This is a genomic window from Pseudomonas sp. KBW05 (assembly GCF_003852405.1).
In the GTDB taxonomy this organism is placed as follows: Bacteria; Pseudomonadota; Gammaproteobacteria; order Pseudomonadales; family Pseudomonadaceae; genus Aquipseudomonas.
Map to the genome: position 1 here is coordinate 1 of NZ_QAJM01000044.1, position 22093 is coordinate 22093.

General features: G+C 62.6%; 20 protein-coding genes. 5 read left to right on the top strand and 15 right to left on the bottom strand.

Annotation, left to right across the window (positions count from 1 at the left end; all coding sequences use genetic code 11):
• Positions 1-142 precede the first annotated feature (142 nt).
• The 7 genes from DBR46_RS27725 to DBR46_RS27755 form a co-directional block, all read right to left on the bottom strand.
• Entirely contained in the window at positions 143-1492 is a 1350-nt protein-coding gene (locus tag DBR46_RS27725) for an ATP-binding protein (protein ID WP_124529263.1), read from the bottom strand.
• Positions 1468-2133 (bottom strand): response regulator transcription factor, encoded by a 666-nt coding sequence (locus DBR46_RS27730; protein WP_124529265.1) that lies wholly within the window; start codon positions 2131-2133, stop codon positions 1468-1470. Before DBR46_RS27730 ends, DBR46_RS27725 begins: the two co-directional genes overlap by 25 nt.
• 75 nt (positions 2134-2208) lie before the next feature.
• Positions 2209-2631 carry a hypothetical protein gene (locus tag DBR46_RS27735; RefSeq protein ID WP_124529267.1) on the bottom strand — a complete coding sequence of 141 codons (423 nt, stop codon included), beginning with the start codon at positions 2629-2631 and terminating at the stop codon, positions 2209-2211.
• Positions 2632-2654: 23 nt separating this feature from the next.
• A complete protein-coding gene (locus tag DBR46_RS27740) occupies positions 2655-3419 on the bottom strand; it encodes a hypothetical protein (protein WP_124529269.1) in 765 nt (254 codons plus the stop codon).
• A 61-nt stretch (positions 3420-3480) separates the two neighbouring features.
• Positions 3481-4536 (bottom strand): ABC transporter ATP-binding protein, encoded by a 1056-nt coding sequence (locus DBR46_RS27745; protein ID WP_124529271.1) that lies wholly within the window; start codon positions 4534-4536, stop codon positions 3481-3483.
• Positions 4533-6062 carry an iron ABC transporter permease gene (locus DBR46_RS27750; protein ID WP_256659411.1) on the bottom strand — a complete coding sequence of 510 codons (1530 nt, stop codon included), beginning with the start codon at positions 6060-6062 and terminating at the stop codon, positions 4533-4535. Before DBR46_RS27750 ends, DBR46_RS27745 begins: the two co-directional genes overlap by 4 nt.
• Before the next feature lie 63 nt (positions 6063-6125).
• Positions 6126-7139, bottom strand: coding sequence for an iron ABC transporter substrate-binding protein (locus tag DBR46_RS27755; RefSeq protein ID WP_124529275.1), 1014 nt, complete (start codon positions 7137-7139; stop codon positions 6126-6128).
• Between the two features lie 628 nt (positions 7140-7767).
• Here DBR46_RS27755 and DBR46_RS27760 point away from each other — a divergent pair.
• Genes DBR46_RS27760 through DBR46_RS27770 form a run of 3 tightly spaced genes read left to right on the top strand, consistent with a single transcriptional unit; the run spans position 7768 to position 9372 of the window.
• Positions 7768-8583 (top strand): iron-containing redox enzyme family protein, encoded by an 816-nt coding sequence (locus DBR46_RS27760; RefSeq protein WP_124529277.1) that lies wholly within the window; start codon positions 7768-7770, stop codon positions 8581-8583.
• A 27-nt stretch (positions 8584-8610) separates the two neighbouring features.
• Positions 8611-8778, top strand: a complete 168-nt coding sequence (locus tag DBR46_RS30700; RefSeq protein ID WP_124529279.1) for a rubredoxin — start codon at positions 8611-8613, stop codon at positions 8776-8778.
• Positions 8779-9372: a LysE family translocator gene (locus tag DBR46_RS27770; protein ID WP_124529281.1), complete on the top strand. Its 594-nt coding sequence runs from the start codon at positions 8779-8781 to the stop codon at positions 9370-9372.
• Positions 9373-9559: 187 nt separating this feature from the next.
• Here DBR46_RS27770 and DBR46_RS27775 read toward each other — a convergent pair whose 3' ends face one another.
• On the bottom strand, positions 9560-9868 hold the full coding sequence (locus DBR46_RS27775; RefSeq protein WP_124529283.1) for a hypothetical protein: 309 nt from the start codon (positions 9866-9868) through the stop codon (positions 9560-9562).
• Positions 9869-10469: 601 nt separating this feature from the next.
• On the opposite strand from DBR46_RS27775, the gene DBR46_RS27780 reads away from it, so the two are divergent.
• Together DBR46_RS27780 and DBR46_RS27785 are read left to right on the top strand one after the other, a co-directional pair.
• Positions 10470-11318 carry an EamA family transporter gene (locus tag DBR46_RS27780; protein ID WP_124529301.1) on the top strand — a complete coding sequence of 283 codons (849 nt, stop codon included), beginning with the start codon at positions 10470-10472 and terminating at the stop codon, positions 11316-11318.
• On the top strand, positions 11318-12301 hold the full coding sequence (locus DBR46_RS27785) for a LysR substrate-binding domain-containing protein (RefSeq protein ID WP_124529285.1): 984 nt from the start codon (positions 11318-11320) through the stop codon (positions 12299-12301). The genes DBR46_RS27780 and DBR46_RS27785 overlap by 1 nt, the downstream gene beginning before the upstream one ends.
• Before the next feature lie 212 nt (positions 12302-12513).
• Here DBR46_RS27785 and DBR46_RS27790 read toward each other — a convergent pair whose 3' ends face one another.
• The 7 genes from DBR46_RS27790 to DBR46_RS27820 all read right to left on the bottom strand — a co-directional run bounded on the left by DBR46_RS27790 (position 12514) and on the right by DBR46_RS27820 (position 21973).
• Positions 12514-13845 carry a cytochrome c gene (locus DBR46_RS27790; RefSeq protein ID WP_124529288.1) on the bottom strand — a complete coding sequence of 444 codons (1332 nt, stop codon included), beginning with the start codon at positions 13843-13845 and terminating at the stop codon, positions 12514-12516.
• Between the two features lie 16 nt (positions 13846-13861).
• Complete coding sequence (locus tag DBR46_RS27795; RefSeq protein ID WP_124529290.1) at positions 13862-16078, bottom strand: molybdopterin cofactor-binding domain-containing protein; 2217 nt, start codon at positions 16076-16078, stop codon at positions 13862-13864.
• Complete coding sequence (locus DBR46_RS27800; protein ID WP_124529291.1) at positions 16078-16533, bottom strand: (2Fe-2S)-binding protein; 456 nt, start codon at positions 16531-16533, stop codon at positions 16078-16080. Before DBR46_RS27800 ends, DBR46_RS27795 begins: the two co-directional genes overlap by 1 nt.
• A 154-nt stretch (positions 16534-16687) precedes the next feature.
• Positions 16688-17443, bottom strand: a complete 756-nt coding sequence (locus DBR46_RS27805) for an ABC transporter ATP-binding protein (RefSeq protein WP_124529293.1) — start codon at positions 17441-17443, stop codon at positions 16688-16690.
• Entirely contained in the window at positions 17437-18468 is a 1032-nt protein-coding gene (locus DBR46_RS27810) for an iron ABC transporter permease (protein WP_124529295.1), read from the bottom strand. The genes DBR46_RS27805 and DBR46_RS27810 overlap by 7 nt, the downstream gene beginning before the upstream one ends.
• Positions 18465-19598, bottom strand: coding sequence for an ABC transporter substrate-binding protein (locus DBR46_RS27815; RefSeq protein ID WP_124529297.1), 1134 nt, complete (start codon positions 19596-19598; stop codon positions 18465-18467). Before DBR46_RS27815 ends, DBR46_RS27810 begins: the two co-directional genes overlap by 4 nt.
• Positions 19599-19618: 20 nt before the next feature.
• The gene (locus DBR46_RS27820; protein WP_124529299.1) at positions 19619-21973 is read right to left on the bottom strand and encodes a TonB-dependent receptor; all 2355 of its coding nucleotides are present in this window, start codon (positions 21971-21973) and stop codon (positions 19619-19621) included.
• Positions 21974-22093 lie beyond the last annotated feature (120 nt).

Here is a 22093-nt window from a genome sequence, read left to right on the forward strand (position 1 = left end):
GCGGTTAAAAATGTGGGAGCGGGCTTGCTCGCGAAAGCGGTGTATCAGCCGATACATGTATTGACTGACCCACCGCATTCGCGAGCAAGCCCGCTCCCACACAAGCCCGCTCCCACATTTGATTCGGTTTACACCTGAAAATTTATCCTTGGGCAATCCACACCGAAACACACAGCCCACGCTGTGCCACCGGGTCGCTGAACCCCAGCTCCACCCGCGTCCCAGTGCGCTCGGCGATGGCCTTGACGATCGACAACCCCAACCCGGAACCCGCTTCATCCGTGCCCAGGCTGCGATAGAACGGGTCGAATACCCGCGCCTGTTCCTCCACGGCAATCCCGGGGCCCGAATCCTTGATTTGCAACCGCACCGCGCCCGCCATCACCGCAACCGACAGATCGATCCGCCCGCCCTCCGGGGTATAGCGGATGGCGTTATCCACCAGGTTCTTCACCAGGGTGAACAGGTCCATCTCGTTGAACACCACCTGCACGTCCAGCGGGCTGTCGACGCCGATATCGATGCCTTTGCGCTCGGCCAGCGGCAGTAAATCCTCCAGCACCTGGCGATACACCTCATGCACCGAAAGCCCGGTTTGCACACGTTCCGAGGTGGCTTGCGCCGTCGCCAGGCTCAACAGCTGGTCGATCAGCTTGCGCCCGCGCTCGATACCCCGGGACAACGGCACAAAACGCTCGCGGGCCTGGGGCGACAGGTCCGCGCCGGCCAGCCGGTCGGCCTGCAAGGCCAGCGCGGTCATCGGTGAGCGCAGCTCGTGGGCGGCGTCGGCGACAAAGCGCCGCTGGGTGTCCATCGCCTGTCCGACCCGGGCCAGCAGGCGGTTGATCGCCACCACAAACGGGCGCACTTCGGTGGGCAGGTGTTGCTCGTCAATCGGGTGCAGTTCGTGCTCGGCGCGCCGGTCGATCTGCGCTGCCAGCACGCCAATCGGGCGGAACAGCTTGCGCACCAGATCGCCGACCACCAGCAACAGCACCGGAAACAGGATCAGGAACGGCAACAGGCTGCGCCACGCGCTTTCGCGGGCGTCCTTGTCCCGGGCTGCGGATTCCTGGGCCACGGCAATGCGCTCGCCGTGAGCGGTGGTGCGCACCAGCACGCGGAAGGCTTCGCCCGCCACCTCGACTGTGGAAAGGCCGTCGGCCAGGCTGGCGGGGAAGGGCAGCGGCAAGGCTTCATCGTTGCTGCCCGTGGCGTGCGCGCCGTCACCGAGGTGCTGGATGATTAGGCGGGTTTCTTCATCATCACCGTCGATGGCCGTGCCCTGCGGGTACTGCAAGGTCATCTGCTGGCGGTCGTACAGCATGGTCACCTGGCGCAAGGTCTCGTCCTGCTGCTCATGGGCCTCTTCAAAGGCCGAGACAAAGGCAAACACGCTGGCCAGCAGCGCCACCAACAGAATCGCCAGGGACAGCGTCACCGACAGACGCAGTTGCACCGATTCACTTAAACGCCTTTTGAAACCATCCATCCCATGCCCCTGACGTTCTTGATCACATGAGTGCCCAATTTGCGCCGCAACGCGTGAATCAGGAACTCGATGGCGTTGCTTTCCACTTCGTTGCCCCAGCCGTACAGGCGGTCCTCCAATTCGCTGCGCGACAGAATCGCCCCCGGGCGAATCAGCAGGGCCTGCAACAACGCAAACTCACGGCTGGACAGCGCCACGCCGGGTTGCCCGTCGAGGGTGGCCTGCTTCGACAGCAGGTCCAGCGTCACCACGCCATTGCCCAGCACCGACTGCGCGCTGCCGCCTTTGCGGCGCAGCACGGCGCGGATGCGCGCGAGCAACTCGGGGATGTCGAAGGGTTTGAGCAGGTAGTCATCGGCGCCGCCATCCAGGCCGCGTAGGCGGTCGTCGAGGCTGTCGCGGGCGGTGATAATCAGCAGCGGCACCGGGTTGTTGCGCGCGCGGATCGTGTCCAGCACATCGAGGCCGTCCTTGCCGGGCAGGCCCAGGTCCAGCAGCACCAGGTCGTAGGGATGGGTGTCGAGGGCGGCCAGGCCGGTGAGGCCGTTCTTCACCCAGTCGGCGGCATAGCTCGCATCGCTGAGGGCGCGCTGGATCGCGTCGCCAATCATCGGGTCGTCTTCGACCAGCAATATGCGCATCGTGCTCTCCGCAAAAATAGCCAACGCGGCGAGGTGATCGCCGCGTGTGTAGTGAAGCACCTGTGGCGCCAAGCGTCAGCCTTTCATTGCGTCGAAGGCCTTGAGCAGGTCATCCATCGAGGCCTTGCAGTCGGCCTGGTTGGGATTGCCGTCACGCAACGCCGAGAGCGCGCGGTCGATGGCCTTGTCCAGCACGTGCCAGTCGTTGGCGGCACGCGGCTTGATCCCGGCTTCGGCGGAGTCCCAGCTGCTTTCCAGGTCCTTGATGCGGGCCTTGGCGCCCGCCAGGTCGTTTTTGGCGACGAGGGCGGAGACGTCCACGGCAATGTTGCGGAACTCCGACAGGTCGCCGAGTTTCGACGCCTGGCGTTGGCTGGTGGAAGGGCTGGCGTCGCTCGCCGGTTTATCGGCCGGTTTCGAGCAGCCGGTGGCGATGCTCAGCAGGGCAATGGCGCCGGCGATGGCCGCGCGGCGAATCAGGTTTTGCACTGGGCGCATAAGGGTTTCCTTGAGGTGAGTAGTCATTGGGTAATGGTTTTGCGGTTGCCGACACTGAGTTGCGCGACGGCCACCAGCAGCACGATCACGCAGAGGAAGATCGCGCTGGTCCAGTTGGCGCCCATGCCCAGGCCGCCGTAGGTCTTGGCTTGGGTCAGCAGGTCGCCAAGGGACGCGCCGAAGGGGCGGGTGAGGATGTAGGCGATCCAGAACGTCAGCACCGGGTTGGCCCCAAGACGCCAGGCCAGCAGGGCGACGCCGATCAAGCCGGCGAAAATCATCGCGCCCACGGTGAAGCCCAGGCCCAGCGCTTCGGTGGCCAGGTCGCCGGCGGCGGTGCCGAGGGCAAAGGTGCAGAGCACCGTGGTCCAGTAGAACCATTCGCGGCGCGGGGTCACGATGTCGCGGATCGACAGGCTGCGTTCAGTGCGGTACCAGACCATGAAATTGAGCGCCAGCAGCACCGAGAAAATCGCCGTGCTGGTGTAGAGGCTGACGTCGAGTTTGTCGGTGAGGATGTCGGTGATCTGCGTACCGACGATGCTCACCAAAACCACGGTCAACCAGTAGATCCACGGCGTATAGGCCTTGGTGCGCAGTTGGCCGAACAACGCGACGGCCAGTAGTGCGGCCATGCCGAGGCTGGTCCAGCCGGCGCCGAAGCCGGCCTCCACGGCGAGGTAATCCGCGCCGGTTTCGCCCACAGTGGTGGACAGGATCTTGATCACCCAGAAGGACAGCGTCACCTCGGGTACTTTGTTCAGCCATCGGGCTGCTGTGGCATTCATCGGGCTTACCCCTCCTTGACCGCGCTGTGGTTGGCGCAGGGGAGAAGGTACGGCACGACACTTAGCTGGGACTGAGGGCGCGGTTTTTACTCAGGATATGCGCCAGGCCCAGGGTGGTCAGGTGCACCACGCTGCCCATCGGCGGCGCTTGCAGGCCGGAGCTGCGCACCAGGATCGCGTGGCCGTTGGCGTGCAGCTTGACGGTCAGCGTGCAGGTATTGCCGCCGAACTCGCGCTCGGTCACCACGCCCGGGCAGCCGGTAAGGTCGCTGGTGCTCAGTTGCAGTTGCTCGGGGCGCAGCATGATGCGCGTGGCTTCGTGGTCGAGCTTGCTGTCCACCGCCACGCGCCCCAGGTCGCAGTGGGCCCAACCGGCTTCGACGCGGGCGGGCATGACCACGGCCTCGCCGAGAAACAACGCAGTCTGTTCGTCGACCGGGTATTGGTACAGGTCCATCGGATGGCCCGACTGCACCAGCCGGCCCTGGCGCATCACCGCCAACTGATCGGCGAACGACAGCGCTTCGCTTTGATCGTGGGTCACCAGGATCGTGGTGATGCCCGCATCGCTCAGCAGCCGCGCGACCATCTTGCGCATCGCCGAGCGCAGCCCGGTGTCCAAGGCGGAAAAAGGCTCATCCAGCAACATCAGCCGTGGCTGTTGCGCCAGGGCGCGGGCCAGTGCCACGCGTTGCTGCTGGCCGCCGGAGAGTTCGTGGGGCCAGCGCCGCGCCATGTTGGCGTCGAGGGCCACGCTGTCCATCAACTCGGCGATTCGGTCGCGGCGCGCCTCGCCCTGGCTCGCCAGGCCAAAGCCGATATTGTCGGCCACGGTCATGTGCGGAAACAGCGCGCCATCTTGCGGCACGTAGCCGATCTGGCGTTGGTGGGCGGGCACGGCGTGGGTGTTGTCCACCAGTGTCTGGCCGTTCAGCGTGAGGCTGCCGGTATCGGGAAACTCAAAGCCGGCGATCATGCGCAACAAGGTGGTCTTGCCCGAGCCGGACGGCCCGACGATCACCGTGCGGCTGCCGGTGGGCACCGACAAGCTGACGTCCGCCAGGGCGCGCTGGGCGCCGAAGGATTTGCAGAGTGCGTTCAGTTCGAGGGCGTTCATCGGCCTGCCGTGCGTTTGGATTGGTGATAGAGAAGGCCGGTCAACGGCAGTGACAGCAGGATCATGATCAGCGCGTAGGGCGCGGCCGCGGCGTAGTCGATCTCGCTGGTCATCGCCCAGAACCCGGTGGCCAGGGTGCGCGTGCCGTTGGGCGCCAGCAACAAGGTGGCGGTCAACTCGTTGGTGATCGCCAGGAACACCAGCGCCGCTCCCGCTGCGGCAGACGGCGCGGCCAGGCGCATGGTAATCAGCCACAACGCGCGGCCCGGCGAACGGCCGAGGCTGCGCGCCATGTTTTCCAGCTCCACCGGCGCCTGGGCGATGCCGGCGCGCAGGCTCACCAGCGCCCGGGGCAGGAACATCAGCAGGTAGGCGAGCAGCACGGTGAGGGTGGTCTGGTAGATCGGCCGGGCGAAGTGGATGGTCACCGTGACCAAGGCCAGGGCGACGACGATGCCGGGCAACGAGCTGGTGATGTAGTTGCAGCCTTCGAGGATGCGCTGCAACCGCCCCGGCGCACGGATCGACAACCAGGCAATCGGCACCGCTGCGCAGGTGGTCAACAGCGCCCCGGCAATGCCCAGTTGTACGGTTTGTTGCAGCGCCGGCAACAGCTCACCGAACTGCCAGACTTCGCTGCCACCGGCGATCAACCATTTGCCCAGCGTGACCAATGGCACGCCCAGGGCCAGCGCGCAGGTCGCGGCTTGCAGGCCGAGGGCGAGCAGGGTGGTGCCGGTGTCCAGTTCGACGATGCGCTGCTCACGGGCGCTGCCGGAGCCGACCCGCGCATAACGCGCATGGCCACGTGCGGCGGATTCGACGGTGAGCATCGCCAGGCAACACAGGGCCAATACCGCCGCGAGCATATTCGCCGCCGGGCCGTTAAACGTGGACTTGAACTGGTCGAAGATCGCCGTGGTGAACGTATCAAAACGGATCATCGCGTACAGGCCGTATTCGGCCAGCAAATGCAGGCCCACCAGCAGCGCGCCGCCGCAGATCGCCAGGCGCAGCTGCGGCAACACCACCCGGAAAAACACCGCCCAGGGCTTGAGGCCTAGGGACTCGGCCACGTCTTCAATCGCCGGGTCCAGCCGACGCAATGTCGCCGCCACCGGCAGGTACAGAAAGGGGAAATAGGCAATCACCGACACCAGCACCCCGGCCGGCAAACCATGGATCGACGGCACCAGGCTGACCCACGCATAGCTGTGCACAAACGCCGGCACCGCCAGTGGCGCCACCGCCAACAACGACCACATGCGGCGGCCCGGCAGGTTGCTGCGTTCGGTCAGCCAGGCCAGGGCCACGCCCAGCGCGATGCACAAGGGCAGGGTGAGCAGCACCAGCAGCACGGTGTTGACCAGCAGCTCGCCGACGCGCGGGCGCCACACCAACGCTTCGATCTGCGCCCAGCCGATCTGCCAGGACACGCCGATCACAAAGGCAATCGGCAGCAACGCCAACAGCGAAACCAGCACCGACAGGCTGGTCACCCACGTGCCGCCACGGCCGCTGAACAGGCCGTGACTGCGTTTGCGCGGCGCCGGGCGGGCGACGCCTTGGAGTGACGTTTCAGGCAACAATCAGAGCAGTCCGGCCTGGGTCATCAACTCCACGGCTTTTTTGCTGTTGAGCTTGGAGGCATCCACCTTGGGCGCGTCCAGCTGCGCCAGCGGCACCAGCTTGGGGTTGGACTGGGCATTCTGGCCGACGGCGTATTCGAACGAATTGCCGTCCTTGAGGATCGCCTGGCCGTCTTTGCCGGTGATCCACTTCACGAAGGCCTGGGCCTGTTCCTGGTGTTTGCTGGAGGCCAGCACGCCGGCACCGGAAATGCTCACAAACGCGCCCGGGTCCTGATGTTTGAAGTAATGCAGTTTAGTGTTCTTGCTGTTTTCACCGGTCTTGGATTGATCGACATAGCTGTAGTAGTGATAGATCACACCGCTGTCGACCTGGCCGGCGTTGACCGCCTTGAGCACGGCGCTGTTGCCACGGTAGATGCTGGCGTTGGTCTTCATCGCCTTGAGCCAGTCGAGGGTGGCGGTTTCGCCTTTGAGCTCCAGCACAGCGGCGACGATGGCCTGGAAGTCGGCACCGGCCGGGGAGGCGGCCCAGCGGCCTTTCCAGTCAGGGGAGGCGAGGTCCAGCAGCGACTTGGGCAAGTCGGCTTCCTTGAGCGTGCTCGGGTTGTACACAAACACCGTGGAACGCGCGGCAATGCCGATCCATTTGCCATGGGCCGGACGGTAGGCGGCGTCCACTTGTTCCAGGGTGGCGGGCGCTACGGGCGCGAACAACCCGGCGTTGTCCACCAGCACCATGGCCGGCGAGTTCTCGGTGAGGAACACATCGGCGGGAGAGGCCGCGCCTTCCTGCACGATCTGGTTGCCCATCTCAGTGTCGTCGCCGTTGCGGATCGTCACCGGAATCCCGGTCTCCTGGGTAAACCCCTCGACCCACGCCTTGGTGAGGCTTTCGTGCTGGGCGTTGTACACCACGATGCCCACCGAATCGGCGGCATACACCTGCCCGGCGCTGAGCAGGGCAGTGGCGAGCAGGGCTTTTTTCAACAACGAAGGAAGACGAGTGGTCATGCGGTGAGCGCTCCGGGTTTTTATGGCTGCACGGGAAGTCCGCTGGTGGTCGATTGAGACTAGACCAATAGGAATCATTTGCATGTTTGGGCGCGGCGAATGTAGAGCGGGGGATGAGAAAAAAACGTCAAAGAAACGGTTAACAAATGTGATGGGGGCTATCAGACAACGCATTTCCCCTGTGGGAGCTGGCTTGCCTGCGAAAGCAGTGGTTTGGCCACCTGACTTACTGGCTGATACACCGTTATCGCAGCGGCGAAGCAAGTAGGGAAAAGCCTGAAGTCTGTCAATGTCTCGTCTGGGTATGCCCGTGTTTTTGTTCGCGTGAGTTGTTAGCGCGGGTGAAGATATTTAACAGGTGTTGTTTATTTGTAGGTAGGAAACGCTCGCCAGTATGGGAGGCGCTTACAGTAAAAACCTACAGTATTGTATGTAGGATGTTAGTTGAGTGGAAAGATCGTTATTGGCGATTTTTTTTGTGCTGGATGGAAGGGGTCTAGGATAAGGGTTTTAAGTTGGGTAGTGGAAATCATGGATGAAAGAGGTTGACAAAAGCGCCGACTGGTAAAAGAATTTTATTGGCGGGTGGCTCGAACTCTAATGCTTAACAACAATAAGGAAAAAGGCTATGGATATCGAAAGAACGTCAATCAGGTCGGGTGAGCGGGTTACTCACAGTGAAATATATAAGGTGTGCGAGGCTGGCTACAATGAGGTCGCCAGCGCAATACTCCGACACGCTGCGCTCAAGGAACTTGAAAGATTCGGAGAGGTTATCTCCACTCGTCCTCTAACTCATCAAAATATGGCCCTGTTTTTTGCAACGATCTGGGCTTTTTTTAAAGATGTGCCTGCTGGCATTGTTGCTTTGGCTGCACGTGTCACGGATGAGTGGATTAAAGAGGATATGTGGAACGGCACAGCCAAAGCGGCTCATATCCTTTATGCCTCTGTTGATGAATATGGTTTGCACCAGCACAGTAAACACATGCTGCCCACGCATCATCAAATGTTCAAACAACTGACTGCTCACTTAGGGCTTTCCGATGCCGAATTGTTTAATCCTCACAACATACTCCCAGAAGGCACGGCGATGGGGAACAACACGCATAGGATGTACCGCTCCGAATTTTTGGGTGAGGCTCTTGGCTTTCATTTGGCGTCGGAGATGACCTCGTCGAGAGAGTTTCAGTATTTTCTTAACGGCTTTCAAAAGCACGCCAATGAATACGGGTTGGCTGATGAAGATGACCCCGTGTTGGCTTTTTTCGCTATCCATTGCGAAGTTGAGCCTATGCATGTTGCTACTGGGCGAGAAATCATGATCTCGTATTTGGAGAAAAATCCCAGTATTGCACCACAAGCAATGCGCGGTGCAATGGCATTCATGGATGGCTTTGAACAGATGTTTGCAGCACTTAATCGTCGCCTTGTAGAGGCTTAGGTATTTTGAGTTCGTGGGAGTGTTGATATGACTAAGTCGTATGAGTGTCAGATTTGTCACTATGTCTACGAAGAGGTATTAGGCGAGCTTCTTGTTGGTGTTGCTGCGGGAACACGGTGGGAGGAACTAGATGAGGGGTTTCAGTGCCCGCATTGTCAGGCCAAGAAGAGGATGTTTAGAGAGGTCGTGAGTTAGATGCAGGACTTCTTGGGCGCCATGGTGTTCTCGATACTGCTTTCGATAAGTTTTGGTCCGGTGGCCTTGATTGTTCTGGGACAATCCATGACCTATGGTTTTCGCAGTGCATTACCTGGCGCTTTCGGTGCGGCAGTTGCCGACGCGGTGTTTGCAGCTGTCGCTTTTATTGGTTTGACGTCGATTGAAGTATTTTGGCTCGCCAATAGGCAGTTGTTAACGTGGGCTGCGATTGCCTACCTCTTTTATCTTGGCGTGCTCACCTTCAAGAAAACTGCTTGTGCAGTGGCAACAAGGCGAGCGGCAGGGTTTGTCGCGGTTTTTTTAGTGACGTTGACGAGTCCACTCACCATCGCGGCAATTTCCTCCTATGCCGTTACCAGCGGCGCCCAGCTTGATGGGCGTGGCATGTCCTTGAATTTGCTGGGGGTTCTAATTGGGTCGTTTTTGGGGCAAATGCTTTACGTGGGGGGTGGGGAAATGGTCAAGAGAACGCTTGCTGAAGGCCCCCATCTTGGCTGGCTAAACCGAGTTAGTGGGTTATGCCTGATTGGGTTTGCAGCTTGGCAGATGGGTCGTTTTTTAGTGCTTTGAGGTTTGCCCTGAGCCAGCCAGCTAAGAGCTGGAAAGAGTAATAAGCAATCTGTGGTGAGGGAGCTTGCTCCCGTTGGACCGCGCGGCAGTCCCTGTCTTTTAAGCAAAGCGCTGGGGCCGCTTCGCGGCCCCACGGGAGCAAGCTCCCTCACCACAGGGGCCGTGCGCCTCTAACCTATCTAACGCTTTAGAGCGTTGCTTTTGCGGGCTTCAGGCACTCGATGGAGCGATCCACCGTGGTCTTGGCAATCTCCAGCAAATGCCACACTGCCAGGATCTTCGCCCGCTCGGGGCTTGCCAGTTGCTCACCACAATCCAGCGCAGTGGCCGACGCGCTGTCGAGCAAACTGGCGGTGTAGAGCAGCGCATCTTCGAAGCTCAGATCTTCGTTGACCGAGTGGAAACCTTGGGTGGGCAGGTAGTGATCGATGGCGCGGTTGAAGGCGGCGCGGTCTTTGGCGGGGTCGAAGGGGGGATCGGGGACAACTTTGTTCATGATGAAGCTCCTGATTAAGTCAGAAGCCGGCCCCATCGCGACTAAACGATGGGTGGCGGCTGTGCGCAGGTTAGTCGACCGGCAAATCAGGAAAATCCGGCGCACCCGAAGGTGCCCTGCACACAGCCACCATAAAACCTCATGGAGAACCATGCGCCTGATTAAGAATCCGAGCGACTAAACCCGATCACTGATAAGCAGTGACGGACCGCAGACTAGCCACCGATTCCAGCAGGCACAAGGCGGCAGGGATTGTCTAGGAAACGTCCTGCAATTTAAAGCGACACGGCTTGCTGGCCCTTTACAAACCATGACAAAACGCCAGTAACCCACCGAAGTCTCCTGCTGCATGGAGATCAAAATGTGGGAGCGGGCTTGCCTGCGATAGCGGTGGATCAGCCAATGAATCTGCAGACTGAGACACCGCCTTCGCGAGCAAGCCCGCTCCCACACAAGCCCACTCCCACATTGAATCCCCAGTGTTTGTGGGAGCGATCCTGACATGACGAGTTTTCACTGCTGGGCTGACGAGCTTTCGCTTTTGGCTATCCCACAGGCCACGTTAAATCGCGGCCTTCGTTTCCCCTCCCAGCCGAGCCCCATGGATAACTCAGACATCGCTCTCACCCTGGTCCTGATCTCCGCCTTCATGCACGCCACCTGGAACGCCGTTGTCCGTGCCGGCAGCAGCCGTTTCATGACCCTGGCCATGGTCGATGGCACTGCGCTGCTGATCTGCCTGGCCGCGCTGCCGATGGTCAAGCTGCCGAGCCCGGAGGTGTGGGGTTATGTGCTGATTTCGGTGGTGCTCAATACGATCTATCGACTGTTTCTGATCAAAGCGTACGAAACCGGCGACTTTGGCCAGGTCTATCCAGTGATGCGCGGTGTACCGCCTGTTCTGGTCGCGCTGTTTTCCTACTTCATGTTGCATGAACAACTGTCGTTTCAGGCGATGGTGGGTGTGCTGCTGATTTGTGGGGGGATTATCAGCCTGACGTTTGTTCGCAAGATGACGGCGCACATGTTCAAGCCGATTCTGATGGCGGTGTGTGCCGGGGCCTTCATAGCGTCCTACACGGTGGTGGATGCCAAAGGTGTCAGGGCCAGTGACACGGTGCTGCAATACATCATCTATCTGACCGTGTTCCAAAGCATCCCCATCCCGCTGCTGGCGTTTATCCAGCAGCGTCCGGCGCTTGCGCAAGCGGTTCGAAACCATTGGCGAGTGGGTGTGATGGGGGGTGTGTTTTACCTGGCATCCTACGGCCTGGTGCTGTTCGCGCTGTCGTTGGACGCGGTTGCCAAGGTCTCAGCGCTGCGCGAAACCAGTGTTATTATCGGCGCCATCATCGCCGCGCTGTTCTTTCATGAACGCTTCGGCTGGCGGCGGATGCTTTCGGCGTTCGTCATTGTTAGCGGGATCATCCTGATCAAAGTGAGCGCTTGATGGCCCAACGTCCGCCCCCTACACCCATGCTGCAAGCCTTTGTCAGTGCCGCAAAAACCGGCAGCTTTGCGCGTGCGGCTGCTGAGCTGAACCTGACCGCCAGCGCCATCAGCCATCAAATTGCAGGGTTGGAGGAGTGGTGGGGCGTGCAGCTTTTCGAGCGGCATTCGCGGGGCGTCAAGCTGACGGTAGCGGGGCAGGCGCTATTGCCGGTCACCGATGGGTTTTTCAAGGCGCTTGAGCAGGTACTGCATTCGCTCAACCCAAGCAAATCCCAGCCGCTTTATCTTTCCTGCACGTCCTCGCTCTGTTCGACTTGGTTGATTCCCAGAATGCATGGCTCTCACACCGAGGCTTCATTCAACCTTGATCTGGTGTTGACCAGCGCGGATATGCATAGCGCCAACCTCGGCGCTCATCAGTTCGATGTCGCGATTGTGATGGGTTACGGCGAGTATCCAGATCATCATGCCGAATTGCTGATGCGTGACGCAGTGTTCCCGGTGTGCTCGCCGCAGTTCTTGAGGGCCCATGGTGATATCGCATTGGCGGACATTCCACAGTACCCGCTGATTCATCGCGTTGACGATCAAGTGTGTCCAGGATGGGAAAGCTGGTTCGCGTTCCAGGGGTTGGCTACGCCGCCTTATCATCATGGGCCGCGTTTCCCGGATTCCAGCCTGGCTATCAGCCTGGCGTTGAAAGGTGACGGGATTGCCTTGGGCCGCACAGCGTTGGTGTACGACGCATTGAAGGACGGTTCTTTAGTCGCCTTGAACGGTCCTGTGATGATGTCGCCCGCGGCGTACTACCTTATTTGCCGGAATGGGCGACAGTCAGAACCGAATATCGCCCGGCTGTTTGACTGGCTCAAAAGTCAGGCACAAGTATTTGTGCAGGATGTGCAGGTTCAATATCCGCAGTTGAACGAAATTACGCCCGCCCCACCAACTCCATCCGACACCCCGGCCCCGCATCACTGACCGTCAACTGCAAATCATGCAACCTGGCCACCGCTATCGCAGGCAAGCCAGCTCCCACATTTTGAACTGTGTTGTTCGGCAGAGCGCGCCCGGCTGGAGATCTCACAGACAAAGCTGATCCCCTGTGGGAGCTGTCGAGCCCCAGCGAGGCTGCGAAGGGATCACCTCTAAATTCAGGTGAACCCCAGCGCCAGCATCCCTGAAGCCCGACCTCAGCGCATATGCAGAATAATCGGGCTGCTACTCGCCGGATCGGTATGCCCCCGCAACTTGCCCACCGCCTGGGCATCCACCGCGCCGCCGTGGTTGCCCCAGGTGCTGCGCATATAGCTGAGGACGTCGGCGATTTCCTGGTCCGACAGTTGCTCACGAAACGCCGGCATGCGATAGGCGTCCGGCACACCCGCCGCCACCACCCGTTGCGAGCCGTTGAGGGTGATGTTGATCGCCGAGGCGCTTTCCTTGGCGAGGGCTGAGGTGGCGCCGGCCAGCGGTGGCATCCATTCGGGTTGGCCTTTGCCGTCCAGGCCATGGCAGGAGGCGCAGCGGGTGGCGTAGGTGTGGGCGCCTGGGCCGGTGCTGGCGGTGGCTGCCTGGTATTGCCATGGCGTGCCGTCACGCTGGGGGTCGCCGGGCAGGGACTTGAGGTAGCGGGCGATGGCGCCGAGGTCGTCGTCCTGCATGAACTGGGTGGAGTTGTTGAACGCTTCGGTCATCGAGCCATAGACCACCGCATGGGCGTTGCGCCCGGTCTTGAGGAACTGCACGATCTGCGGCTCGCTCCAGCGCCCCAACCCGGTGTTGGGGTCTTGGCGCAGGCTCGGTGCGTACCAGCCGTCGAGCAGGGCGCCGGCGAGGAAGGGCGCGCCGGATTCGTCCAGTGCCTTCTCGTTGAACGCCAGCCCGCGCGGCGTATGGCAACTGCCGCAGTGGCCGGGGCCCTGCACGATGTAGGCACCACGGTTCCACAGGGCATCCTGCGCGGGATTGTCCGCGTAGGGCGTGCTGGGGGCGAATACACCATTCCACAGCGCGATGGGCCAGCGCAGGTTGAGCGGCCAGGGAATGTCGCTGGGGATATTCGGTTCGCTGGCCGGTTGCACGCCTTTCATGAAGAACGCGTACAGCGCACGGATGTCGTCGTCGCTGAGCTTCACGTACGACGGGTAGGGCATCGCCGGATACAGCCGACGCCCGTCCGGCGTCACGCCATGGCGCACCGCGCGGTCGAAGTCGGCCAGTGAGTAGTTGCCGATGCCGTGCTCCCGATCCGGGGTGATATTGGTGGCGTGAATCGCCCCCAACGGCGTGGCCATTTCCAGGCCGCCGGCGAACGGCGTCTTGCCCGGCAGGCTGTGGCAGGCCACGCAGTCACTGAGCCGGGCGACGTACTCGCCGCGACTGACCAGTGCGGCATCCACACTTTGCACTTGTTCAAAGGGTGATGCGGGCTGGCGGGTCACGTACCAAGCCAGCACCCCAGCGGCGACCAGGCAGGGCAGCACCAGCCAGCCTGCGGTTCTTGCGAATCGACGGTTGTTCATGGGCAATTCCTGGCGGTTAGCTGAAGGTGTGACGGCTCAAGGGCAGGCTGCGAATGCGCTGGCCGGTCAACTGCGCCACCGCATTGGCCACGGCCGGCGCGACGGCCGGCAACGGCGGTTCGCCGATGCCACCCATCTTTTCGCCACTCTCGACAATCCGCACATGCACCCGCGCCATCCGCGACGGCGGCAGGATCGGGTACAGGTCGTAGTTGCGCGCCCGTGGCTTGCCGTCGATAAACACCGCTTCCTCCAGCAGCGTCTGCGACAAGCCCAGCGCCACAGCGCCATTCACCTGGGCTTCGACAATCGCCGGGTTGACGATGCTGCCCGGGTCAATCGCTTCCCAGATGTCATGCACCTTGACCTGGCCGTGTTCAATCGACACTTCGGCGATCACCGCCGCGTGGGAACCGAACGGCGAAGCCATGGCCACGCCACGCGCACGGCGGCTGCCGTCTGCGGCGGTAAACGGTCCGCGTTTCCAGCCCCCGGACAACTCGCCCACCGCTTGCAGCAGGGTGGTCAGCCGTGGGTTGTCGCGCAGCAGGTGCAGGCGCAACTCATAGGGATCGTGGCCGCCCTTGTCCGCCAGTTCATCGAGAAACGCTTCATAGAAAAAGTCATTCAGCGAATTGCCCACCGAACGCCAGTAACCCAACATCGCCGGGCCCTTGACGTAGATTTGCGCGATGCGTTTATTGGGGATCGCATACGATTTGCCCGACAACCCTTCCAGCGCCGTGGGGTCGAGTTTATCGCCCTGTTTGCCGGCGATGGCCTCCGTGGGACCTTCGGTGGCGCTCACCGCCTCGATGGCCACGGGAAAGCCTTTGTCATCCAGCGCGGCGCGGAACTTGACCACCGCCACCGGGCGCAGCACATCCCGCAGGAACTCTTCTTCGCGGCTCCAGATCAGCTTGATCGGGCGACCGACTGCCTTGGCCAGCGCAATGGCCTGTGGATACGGACTGGCCGAGTCATACAGGAAGTGCCGGCCGAAAAAGCCGCCGAGCAAGGGCGAATGCAGGTTGACCTGTTTCGGGTCGAGACCGGCGCGCTTGGCAATGTCGGCGCGGAACATGTCCGGCGCCTGGTTGGGCAGCCAGATGTCCAGCGTACCGTCGGGATTGAAGCGGGCGAGGGCGGACGGCGGTTCCAGCTGGGCGTGGTTGACGTACTGGTTGTGGTAGGTGGCCTCGACGCTGGTCTTGGCGCCTTTCAGCGCGGCGGCGACGTCCCCTTCGTTTTCATCGTCACGGGCCGGGCCTTGCTGGGCGGCGAGCACGTCGCGCCAGCCATCGCTGGAAAAGTCAGCGGGCATCACCCGCACTTTGGCGTCGGCGGCGGCTTCCTGCCAATCGACCTGGATCGCCTCCACTGCGCGCTTGGCGTGCCACCAACGTTCAGCTACCACGGCCACGGCGCCAGGCAACTGATGCACCGAATGCACGCCTTTCATGCCTTCGACCTGCGCCTGGTTGCGCAGGTTGCCGACGGTCATGCCCAGGCGCGGCGCGTGCTGCACGGCGGCGTGGAGCATGCCGTCGACCTTCAAGTCGATGCTGTATTGCGCCTTGCCGGTGGATTTGTCGTAGGCATCGACGCGGCGCACCGGCTTGCCGATCCAGCGGAACTGGCTCGGGTCCCGCAGGGTGATGGTGGCCGGGTCCGGCACCGGCATGTCCAGGGCGCGCCCGGCCAACTCGCCGTAGCCCAGGGAACGCCCGGACGCGGCATGTACCACGCGGCCGGGTTGGGTAGTCAGTTCGGCCAGCGGCACGTTCAATTGCTCGGCGCCGGCTTGCAACAACATGGCCCGCGCCAATGCACCGAGGCGGCGCATGGTCGGGTAGCTCATGCGCACCGACATGCTGCCGCCGGTGATGCGCATGCCGTTTTCCATCACCACATAAGCTTCACCAGGTGGTGCGGCTTCGACGATGAACGTGGCGGGGTCGGCGTCCAGTTCTTCGCCGACAATCTGCGCCATCGCCGTGTGCGTGCCTTGTCCACCTTCCATAAACGGGCTGAGCAAACGCACGCTGCCGTCCGGGCGAATCTCCAGGAACGCCGGCACCTGGGTGCCCCGTTCGGCAGTGGCGGCCTGCACCCTGGACGAGCCCAGCGGCAAACCGAAGCCAATCACCAGCGCCCCCACCGCCGTACTCGCGAGGAAAGCCCGGCGTGACAGGTTCACCGGGCCATCGAATAAGTCATCGCGCGCTTTCATCAGGCGTTCTCCTGCTTGGCCAGGTCGTTGACCGCCGCATGAATCGCGTTGTACGTGCCGCAACGGCACAGGTTGACCATCGCCGCGTCGATCTGCTCGGCGCTGGGCTTGGGGGTGTGCTTGAGCAGCGCCGTGGCCGCCATCACTTGCCCGGACTGGCAATACCCGCATTGCGCCACCTGATGTTCGACCCAGGCCGCGACCACGTGCTTGCCCACCGCATCGGCTTCAATCGCCTCGATGGTGGTGATTTCACGCCCGACCACGCCGGCCACCGGGGTCACGCAACTGCGCACCACGTTGCCGTCCACCAGCACCGAGCAGGCGCCGCACTGGGCCAGGCCGCAGCCGTATTTGGTGCCGGTCAGGCCGAGGTCATCGCGGATGACCCACAGCAACGGGGTATCGGCATCAGCATCGACCTGATAGGTCGTCTGGTTGATTCGTAATTCCATGGCTCACCTGCTGATCGACGGTAGGTGCGGCCTTTATTTAATAGGAAATGCGTTGGCCGCTTAGTGTCGAACTCTAGACCACCGCGCAAGGGCCATGTGGCCGGCCGTCGTCAAGTCCGCAGGATCAGGCAAGAATTCGCGAGGAATAGGTCAGTCAGACAATGTCATCGATGAGGATATGGTGCTGCCCCCGGCTGCACCGTTCGATACGCGCCTCGACCTTGTACACCGCGCGCAACATCGCCTCGTTGATCACCTCATGGCTCGGCCCGCTGCCCTGGGCCGTGCCGTCGGCAATCACCAGCACCTGGTCGGCGAAGCGCAGGGCCTGGTTGAGGTCGTGCAAGGCGATGAACACGATGACCTGGCGCTGGCGGGCGAGGGCGCGCATAAAGTTCAGCACCTGGACTTGGCGGTGCATGTCGAGGGCGCTGGTGGGTTCGTCCATCAGCAGCACCTCGGGCTCGCGCACCAGGGTTTGGGCGATGGACACCAACTGTTGCTGGCCGCCGCTGAGTTCGCCGAGGTTGCGAAAGGCCAAGTCGCGGATGCCAAGGGCGTCGAGCATCTCATCCACCAATTTCAGCTCGTCATCGTGCACCGTCCAGCCCGGCGCCAGTTGCTTGCGCGCCAGCAGCACCGATTCGTACACCGTCAGCCGGGTGCTGGCGTTGAGGCCCTGGGGCATGTAGCTGATGCCTTGCACGCCCTTTGCCGAGCCTTGCAGGCTCACCTCACCCGGCCCGTCGATCAGCCCGGCGATGCGCTTGAACAGGGTGGATTTGCCCGCGGCGTTAGGGCCGACCACCGCGACCACCTGGCCGCCGACAAAACGCGCGGTGCTGACGCCGCTGATGATGGTGCGCGGCCCGTAGCAGGCGCCCACGTCGTCCAGCTGGATGCTTACCATGAGTTTTTCTTCCCGCTGAGGATCAGGGAGATAAAGAACGGCACGCCGATCAGCGAGGTGACCACGCCAATCGGGAAGATCGCGCCGGGGATCAGGGTTTTGCTCACCACCGAACTGGCCGACAGGATCAGCGCGCCGGTGAGCAGCGAGGCGGGCAGGAAGAAGCGTTGGTCTTCGCCGATCAGCATGCGCGCGATGTGCGGGCCCACCAGGCCGATAAAGCCGATGGTGCCGACAAACGCCACCGGGAACGAGGCGAGCAGGCTGACCATGATCAGCGTCTGGAAGCGCAGGCTGCGCACGTTGATGCCGAAGCTGGCGGCCTTGTCATCGCCCAGGCGCAGGGCGGTCAGGGCCCAGGCGCGTTTGGCGAAGATCGGCAGGGTGATCAGGATCACCAGGCAGATCACCCCGAGCTTGGGCCAGGTGGCTTTGGTCAGGCTGCCCATGGTCCAGAACACCACGGCGGCCACTGCTTGTTCGGTGGCAAAGAACTGCACCAGCGCCAGCAGCGCATTAAAGGTGAACACCAGGGCGATGCCCAGCAGCACGATGGTTTCCGCAGTCACGCCACGGCGCAGGCTGAGGAAGTGGATCAGCAGCGCGCAGAGCATGGCCATGATGAACGCGTTGAGCGGCACCATGTACTGCGCCGCCAGCGGAAACAGCGCCACGCCAAATGCCAGGCCCATGGCTGCGCCGAAGCTGGCGGCGGCAGACAGGCCCAGGGTAAAGGGGCTGGCCAGCGGGTTGTTGAGGATGGTCTGCATCTGCGCCCCGGCCAGGGACAGCGCGGCGCCCACCGCCACGGCCATCAAGGCCACGGGCAGGCGGATGTCCCACATCACCACGCGCACTTGCGGGGCTGCGCTGTCTGGCGAGAGCAGGGCGCCTAGGACTTCGCTGAGGCTGTAGCGCGCCGGGCCCAGGGCCAGGTCGAGCAGCACACTGCACAGCAACAGCACGGCCAGGGCGCAGAGGATCAGGCGTTTGCGCAGGACCAGGCGGCGGTAGGTGACGGTCACGGCTTGAGGCTCACAGAGTAGCCCGGCTCATATGGCACCGGCAGGAAGCGCTCGTGCAGTTCGCGAAAGGACGCCTCGGGGTCGAGGTCGGCAAACAGCGTCGGGTGAAACCACTTGGCCAATTGCTGGATCGCCACGAACTGGTACGGGCTGTTGTAGAACTGGTGCCAGATCGCGTGGAACGCCTGGCTTTCCTGGGCCTTGATCCCAGCATAGGCCGGGCGTTGGGTGTACCACGCCAGCTTGCGCCGGGCCTCGGTCATGTCTGCGCCGGGGCCGACACCGACCCAATGCCCACCCGGTGCGAACGCCTCCCAGTTGGCGCTGGTGACCACCACCTGTGCCGGGTTGGCGACGATCACCTGCTCGGGGTTCAACTGGCCGAACGTGCTGGGGATGATGCCCTTGGCGATGTTATTGCCACCGGCCAGCTTAACGAACAGGCCGAAGTTTTCATTGCCGAAACTCAGGCAGCAATCGTCGGTGTAGCCGCCGATGCGCTCGATAAACACCGCCGGGCGTGCGGGCTGTTGCGCCGCAATCACGTCGGTGACGCGGCGGATTTGTTGGTTGCGAAACGCAATAAACGCCTCGGCCTGCTGCTCCTTGCCGAACAGTTGGCCGAACAGGCGCATGGTCGGCTCGGTGTTGGTCATCGGCTGGTTGCGAAAGTCCACGTACACCACCGGGATGCCCAGGGCGTCGAGTTTCTCGATATAGCGCGCATCCTCGGTGGCGTGTTGCGCCTCGATATTCAGGATGATCACGTCGGGGCGTTGGGAGATGGCTTGTTCGATGTCGAAGGTGCCGTCTTCAAAGCCGCCAAAGGTGGGGATCTTGGCGATGGCGGGAAATTTACGCAGGTAGGCGTTGTAGGTGTCGGGGTCGGACTGGATCAGGTCCTTGCGCCAGCCGACGATGCGTTCGATGGGGTTGTGCGTGTCCAGCGCGGCCACCAGGTACAGCTGGCGGCCCTCGCCGAGAATCACCCGCTGCACCGGCAGGTTGACCTTGACCTGGCGCCCGAGCAGGTCGGTGACGGTGGTGGGCGCTGCAACCGCCGGCATGGCCAGTAACCCGGTGAACAACAGCGCCGCCAGGACGTGGCCGCGTCGAATAATCGAAAGCATCATGGGAGCCCTTGCAAGTATCAGAAATCGACCGTGGCCGAGAGGAGGAGGGTGCGTGGCGACGCCTGGGAGAACGCGCCGTAGGAGGCCACGCCGGACCAGTATTGGCGGTCGAACAGGTTCTGCACCGTGGCGCGGAACGTGGTCGGCCGCTCGGCGATGCGCGTGCTGTAGCGTGCGCCGACATCGATGCGGGTCCAGGGATCGAGGCGTTGGGTGTTGGCCTGGTCGACGTACTGGCTGCCGGTGTAGATCGCGCCGCTGGTCAATGTCAGGCCCTCGACCCACGGCGTGTCCCATTCGCCCCACAGGTTGGCTTGCACCTCGGGCACGCCCACCGGGGTGTTGCCACGGTTGGCGGCAATGCCGGTCTGGGTCAGTTGCGCATCCAGCAGGGTCACGCCCGCGAGCAGGCGCGTGCCTTGGGCGACTTCGCCAAACAGGTTCAATTCCAGGCCACGGTTGCGTTGTTCGCCTTGCACCGAGAAGCGTCCAGCGGCCAGTTCGCCGCTGGGCTTTTCGATCTGGAACAGGGCCAGGGTCGACATGAAGGTGCCGTAGTCGAGCTTGACCCCCACTTCATGCTGCTTGGACACGTACGGCGCAAAGATCTCCCCGGCATTCGCCGCGTTGGACGGCGCTACGTCGCCCTTGCTCAGGCCTTCGAGGTAGTTGTAGTAGAACGCCACGTGCTGCCACGGCTTGAGCACCACGCCGAACAGCGGCGTGGTCTTGCCGTCGTCGTAGGCCGTGGTCACCGCGCCGGCGCTGTTGTAGTTGTTGGACTGGATGCGCTGTTGGCGCAGGCCCACGGTGACCTGCACGCGCTGGTCGAGCACGGACAGGGTGTCGGCAATGGCCACGCCGGACAGCTCGGTGGCGGAGACTTTCGGCGCCTCCGGCTTGGCAATCGACGGCATGGGGCGGTCGATGGGGTGGTAGATATTCGACAGCACCGAGGCGCCGGAAATAATCCCCCGCGACAGCTCATCGCGATAACGGCTTGCCTGCACCACGCTGCTGTGGCTGACCGGCCCGGTGTCGAAACGCACGCGGGCGCCGGCGTCCACGGTGTAGCGCTGCACTTCGAAGCGGTAATAGCCCGGCGTCGAATCGGTGTCGCCGGCGGCGTTGATGATCTTCGGGGTCTGGTCGGACATACGCGCCACCGCCGATTTGCCGCCACCGGCGTGGGCGAACAGGGTCAGGCTGTCGCTGAGGTCATATTCGCCGCTGAGCAACGCGGATTTATCGCGGGTGCGCGACCAGCCCCAGTCCTGGCTGACGTTGGTGCGGCCGTTGGCAGCGTCGGGAATGCTGACGCCGGGGGCGATCAGGAACGGGCGCGAGGCGGCGTCGAATTCTTCTTCCTGGGAGATCAAGTCCAGGCTGGTGCGCAGGCGCTCGCCCTGATAATCCAGGGACAGGGCGCCAATGCCGACTTCGCGGGATTGGTCGTCGATCACAGTGTTGCCCTGCTGCACGCCACCATTGAGGCGCAGACCGAAACGGCGCTCGTCGCCAAAGCGACGGCTGATGTCGATGCGGTTGCCGAGGTGCGCGTCCTGGGTATAGCTGGCGGTGTAGCGGGTGAGGTCTTCGTCGAGGGAGCGCTTGGGCACCACGTTGATGACGCCGCCCACCGCGCTGTTGGGCGACATGCCGTAGAGCAGCGCGCCCGGGCCCTTGACCACTTCGATGCGCTCGGCGTACTCGGTGAACACGCGATAGTTGGAAGCCACGCCGTACACGCCGTCGAAGGCCAACTCGCCGAGGTTGCCTTCGCCGACCGGGAAGCCACGGATGAAAAACGAATCGACGATGCCGCCGGTCTGCCCGGTGGAGCGCACTGAGGAATCGCGCTCCAGCAAGTCGCCGACGGTGGTTGCCTGTTGGTCTTTGATCAATGCAGCGGTGTAGGTGCTGACGCTGAACGGGGCGTCCATTACGTCGCTATTGCCGAGCATGCCCAGGCGTCCGCCGACGGCGACCTGGCCACCCGAATACGCCGGTGGCAGGCTGTCGGCGCGGGGTTCGGTGGCGCTGACGGTGGTTTGTGACAGGGTGACGCGGCGTTGTACCAGGGTGTAGCTGCCGTCTTCGCGCAAGACCATTTCCAGGCCGCTGCCGGCGAGCAGGCGGGTGACGGCTTCTTCGGTCGAGTAGGTGCCGGAGAGGCCGGGGCTGGTGAGGCCTTCGGTGAGGGCGGGGAGGAACGACAGGGCGATGCCGGCGTCTACGGCGAAGCTTGACAGCGTGGCGCCTAGGGGGCCGGGGGTTATTTGGTAGGTGTGCAGGGTGACAGCGTCCAACTGCGCGGCCATGGCGGCGCTGGTGAGGGCCAGGCTGAGCAGTGCGCTGCGGATCACGAGCATGGATGGGGGGCCTGTGGGGTGGGGTTGATGTGTTTGCCAGTTGAGATTGGGAAAAGTATCAGCTGGGGGTGGGTTTTTTTGCGGTGTACATATCCGTTGCTTCGGTAACGGCGGCTTATG

Bases quoted from the DNA above. Each gene is read 5' to 3' on its own strand.
- DBR46_RS27725 (WP_124529263.1), bottom strand. From the start codon at position 1,492: ATGGATGGTTTCAAAAGGCGTTTAAGTGAATCGGTGCAACTGCGTCTG.
- DBR46_RS27730 (WP_124529265.1), bottom strand. From the start codon at position 2,133: ATGCGCATATTGCTGGTCGAAGACGACCCGATGATTGGCGACGCGATC.
- DBR46_RS27735 (WP_124529267.1), bottom strand. From the start codon at position 2,631: ATGCGCCCAGTGCAAAACCTGATTCGCCGCGCGGCCATCGCCGGCGCC.
- DBR46_RS27740 (WP_124529269.1), bottom strand. From the start codon at position 3,419: ATGAATGCCACAGCAGCCCGATGGCTGAACAAAGTACCCGAGGTGACG.
- DBR46_RS27745 (WP_124529271.1), bottom strand. From the start codon at position 4,536: ATGAACGCCCTCGAACTGAACGCACTCTGCAAATCCTTCGGCGCCCAG.
- DBR46_RS27755 (WP_124529275.1), bottom strand. From the start codon at position 7,139: ATGACCACTCGTCTTCCTTCGTTGTTGAAAAAAGCCCTGCTCGCCACT.
- DBR46_RS27760 (WP_124529277.1), top strand. From the start codon at position 7,768: ATGGATATCGAAAGAACGTCAATCAGGTCGGGTGAGCGGGTTACTCAC.
- DBR46_RS30700 (WP_124529279.1), top strand. From the start codon at position 8,611: ATGACTAAGTCGTATGAGTGTCAGATTTGTCACTATGTCTACGAAGAG.
- DBR46_RS27770 (WP_124529281.1), top strand. From the start codon at position 8,779: ATGCAGGACTTCTTGGGCGCCATGGTGTTCTCGATACTGCTTTCGATA.
- DBR46_RS27775 (WP_124529283.1), bottom strand. From the start codon at position 9,868: ATGAACAAAGTTGTCCCCGATCCCCCCTTCGACCCCGCCAAAGACCGC.
- DBR46_RS27780 (WP_124529301.1), top strand. From the start codon at position 10,470: ATGGATAACTCAGACATCGCTCTCACCCTGGTCCTGATCTCCGCCTTC.
- DBR46_RS27785 (WP_124529285.1), top strand. From the start codon at position 11,318: ATGGCCCAACGTCCGCCCCCTACACCCATGCTGCAAGCCTTTGTCAGT.
- DBR46_RS27790 (WP_124529288.1), bottom strand. From the start codon at position 13,845: ATGAACAACCGTCGATTCGCAAGAACCGCAGGCTGGCTGGTGCTGCCC.
- DBR46_RS27795 (WP_124529290.1), bottom strand. From the start codon at position 16,078: ATGAAAGCGCGCGATGACTTATTCGATGGCCCGGTGAACCTGTCACGC.
- DBR46_RS27800 (WP_124529291.1), bottom strand. From the start codon at position 16,533: ATGGAATTACGAATCAACCAGACGACCTATCAGGTCGATGCTGATGCC.
- DBR46_RS27805 (WP_124529293.1), bottom strand. From the start codon at position 17,443: ATGGTAAGCATCCAGCTGGACGACGTGGGCGCCTGCTACGGGCCGCGC.
- DBR46_RS27815 (WP_124529297.1), bottom strand. From the start codon at position 19,598: ATGCTTTCGATTATTCGACGCGGCCACGTCCTGGCGGCGCTGTTGTTC.
- DBR46_RS27820 (WP_124529299.1), bottom strand. From the start codon at position 21,973: ATGCTCGTGATCCGCAGCGCACTGCTCAGCCTGGCCCTCACCAGCGCC.